Raw genomic sequence first — 3,715 nt, 5'->3', positions numbered from 1 at the left:
GGAGTAAAAACGTGAAATATCGAAGCACTTTTTTCATGGAGATCTCCTTAATCTTCATCAGTATAATTTGAACTTTGTAATCTTCGGTCACACAAGTTTCTGATCAGGAGGGGTGTTTATCCAAAAGGGAAAATTAATCAATGAAACGTATCTTATATTATAAAAAATTTTTCTGGCAACCAAAAATAACAGATTTATGGGTAAGATTTTGAGTATGGTTGTATAAATCAAAATAATTTGCTAAAAGAATCTTGACAAAATATATGATTTTATTGAAAATTGTATAAATTAAAAGAGTACAGGCTTTAACACCCCAACGAGGTGAAAATGTCACGATAGGAAAAAACCCCGACTCCCGGAAATAGGTCGGGTTTTTTATTTGGGGATTTTCTGATAAATATGAATACAAACAAGTCCGGTTGTGGGAGAAATGGATAGATGGTTGATATTCTTTCCGATCAAGAAATAGCGCTTCTAATCAGGGAACATAAGTCTCTCCCTGAGGATTATTTGGCAAAGATACAAGTCCGGCCAAAAAGAGGGCACAAAGAGCGCGAACTGGATTTGAAAGGCGAAGGCGGCAATGACTTTCGCATCATTTTAAGGCAGGGCATTATTAACCCCTTGGATTTTTCTATCATTCTCGCTTTCAGACCGCCCCAGTCAAATGTCCTGTTTCGGCTGATGAGATATAATGGAAAGAGCCATGAGCATACGAATACAATAGAAAATATAGGCTTTTATGACTATCATATTCATAAAGCAACTGAACGTTATCAGCAATTAGGAGCCAGAGAAGATGCATACGCTGAAGCGACAAGCAGATTTGCTAATATCCAGCAGGCCACTTCTTGCCTGATTAAAGATTGTTGCTTTGAAATTCCATCGGGAGCTCAGAGGCCGTTATTTGAGGAGATATAGATATGAATTTGGAAGTAATTGAACAGGATTTCCAAAAAAAAGTGTGTGAAAAATTGAGAATTTCGTCTGAAGGCAGGGAACGTTTTCGCATTTTCACCCCCTTTATGTTCGAAGATGGTGATCATCTTGCCATCGTTATGAAAAGAGAGAATGGGAAATGGGTACTCTCAGACGAAGGCCATACCTATATGCATCTCACATATGACCTTGATGAAAAGGATTTACAGCGCGGCACCAGACAAAAAATTATTACGAACGCCCTTTCTGTTCATAAAATCGATGACCGTGAAGGCGAACTCATTATTTCAATTGAGGATGATCAATATGGCGATGCCCTTTATAGCTTTATCCAGGCTCTTTTCAGAATAACCGACATTACATATCTGTCACGGGAAAGGGTTCGATCGACATTCATGGATGATTTTCGGACCCTGATGGAAACGTCGTTGCCGGAAAATCGCCGGGAATTCGACTGGCACGACTCGGTCCATGACCCGGACGGCAAGTATCTGGTTGACTGCCGTGTCAACGGCATGCCTAGGCCTTTGATTATCCATGCATTACCCGGTGATGATAAGACCCGGGATGCCACCATAACCCTTTTGCAGTTTGAGAAGTGGGGGCTCAAGTTTCGTTCTCTTGCTGTCTTTGAGGATCAGGAGCAGATCAACCGCAAAGTATTGGCACGTTATAGCGATGTCTGTGAGAAGCAGTTTTCGAGTTTAAAGGCAAATCAAGACAGGATCAAAAATTATCTGAATGAAGCGATGTCATAATTAAATGTTTAAAAAAGAAACGCCCCCGCAATTAAGCAAGGGCGTCAAGCTAACGATGCTATCGTTAGCGCTGTTATCAGTTTGAAAACAAATAACACTCTTGAACTTTAAAGTCAAATAACTTGGTCCATCGCCCGTTGGGAATAGTCAAACCTTATTCAATTAGAGAACTGAAGGACGAAAATGGCAAAGAAAAAGTCAAAGGTGCGGGATTACGGGCAGGAGGAAAGGTGATTGAATAATTCCTGTATGGGTTAAGTACGGAGGGCTGATTTCTTGATAAAGATATGGGTTATATAAATGGAGATGGGCCATGGCGCAAATTCAGTTTAAAGGCAAATCGTTTGTTCAAAACCATCACCTGCTGGTCAAATATCATGAACTGATCCCCAAGAATAACAAGAGCCTGACGGACAAGGTCAGTCTGCATGACAATCTCATCATCCACGGGGATAACTTGAAGGCTCTGAAAGCGCTCCTTCCGCTTTACGCCGGAAAAATCAAGTGTATTTACATCGATCCGCCTTACAACACCGGCAATGAGAAATGGGTGTTTAACGATAATGTCAATTCCCCCATGATGCAGGAATGGCTCGGTAAGGTGGTTGACCGGGAAGATCTCACCCGCCATGATAAATGGCTTTGCATGATGATGCCAAGGTTGAAATTGTTGAGGGAGTTGCTACGGGAGGATGGTATAATATGCGCGAGTATTGATGACAACGAGTTTAATAATCTCATTTCGCTGTTCGATGAGGTATTTGGTGAAACCAACCGCTTTGGGATAATCATTGTTAGGAATAATCCTCGCGGGCGAAGATTGGGTACGGAGTTAGCTGTTGAACATGAATATCTCATAATTTATGCTCGCCAAACAGATAAATTCAAGGCTGGCAAATTGGATCTCACTGAAGAACAATTATCCGAGTATTCGAAAACCGACAGAGACGGTAGAAAATGTCGCTGGTTAGGACTGAGGAAACGAGGTGCATTAGCAAAACGGGAGGATCGACCTAATCTCCATTACGCACTTTATGTAGACCCAAAAGATGGAACTGTACATGTGAAAAATGGTAAGAATTTTGAAGAGGTAATACCTAAACTTTCCGATGGAACAGATGGCGTTTGGCGCTGGAGTAAACGTAAAGTCGAAGATGAAGCACACTTGCTTATTGGTAGCATCGTTAAACGCAGAAATTCAGATAAAAAAGAGTGGGATGTTTTTCAGATAGACTATCCAGAGGATGAAAATGGTGGTATTGGCGGTAGACTATTTCCCACTATATGGCAGGGTTCTGAATTTAATAATGAGACGGGCCGTGATCAGATAAAAGATCTTTTTGGAAAGGCTGTTTTCGAATATCCGAAACCAGTTGATTTGGTTAAACACGCCATCCTATTGGCCGGCGATAAAGACAGCCTCATCTTAGACTCATTCGCTGGGTCCGGGACGACTTCTCAAGCTGTTTTCGAGCTTAATCATTCAGATGACGGCAACAGAAAATTCATTCTCGTTGAATGCGAGGATTATGCTGATAAGATAACAGCGGAGCGCGTTCGCCGGATTATAAAAGGGGTGACGAAAGCGAAAGATGAAAATCTGAAGGAAGGCCTCGGCGGGACATTCAGCTATTTTGAACTGGGAAAAGCCATCGAACTGGAGAGCATTCTTTCCGGAGACGGGTTGCCTACATACGAAGAACTGGCCCGGTATATATTTTACACGGCGACAGGCGAGGAATTTGATCCAAAGGCTATGAATGAAAAGAAGAACTTTGTCGGTGAAAGCAGGAATTATAAGGTTTATCTTTTCTATGAGCCTGACATTCAAAAACTTAAAAATATCGCATTGACGCTGGAGCGGGCAAAATCCATTGGAAAATATGGAGAAAAGAGACGTCTGGTCTTTGCGCCGACCAAATACCTGGATCAGGCCCATTTGGACGAACTGCGGATTGACTTTGCCCAGCTTCCTTTCGAAATCTATGAACTTGCGCGGTGAGATATGGAACTTAAAG

At 41.9% G+C, this 3,715-nt stretch carries 3 protein-coding genes; all 3 read left to right on the top strand.

The genetic code is table 11. The annotated features are described in order from the left end of the window. The first annotated feature begins 438 nt into the window (after nucleotides 1-438). Nucleotides 439-921 carry a hypothetical protein gene (locus tag P1P89_22620; GenBank protein ID MDF1594316.1) on the top strand — a complete coding sequence of 161 codons (483 nt, stop codon included), beginning with the start codon at nucleotides 439-441 and terminating at the stop codon, nucleotides 919-921. A 2-nt stretch (nucleotides 922-923) separates the two neighbouring features. Further along, nucleotides 924-1,697 carry a DUF1828 domain-containing protein gene (locus tag P1P89_22615; GenBank protein ID MDF1594315.1) on the top strand — a complete coding sequence of 258 codons (774 nt, stop codon included), beginning with the start codon at nucleotides 924-926 and terminating at the stop codon, nucleotides 1,695-1,697. Nucleotides 1,698-2,010: 313 nt separating this feature from the next. Then, nucleotides 2,011-3,699 (top strand): site-specific DNA-methyltransferase, encoded by a 1,689-nt coding sequence (locus P1P89_22610; GenBank protein MDF1594314.1) that lies wholly within the window; start codon nucleotides 2,011-2,013, stop codon nucleotides 3,697-3,699. Nucleotides 3,700-3,715 lie beyond the last annotated feature (16 nt).

This window comes from Desulfobacterales bacterium (assembly GCA_029211065.1).
GTDB lineage: Bacteria > Desulfobacterota > Desulfobacteria > Desulfobacterales > JARGFK01 > JARGFK01.
This window is presented reverse-complemented; position numbering and strand designations above follow the sequence as displayed.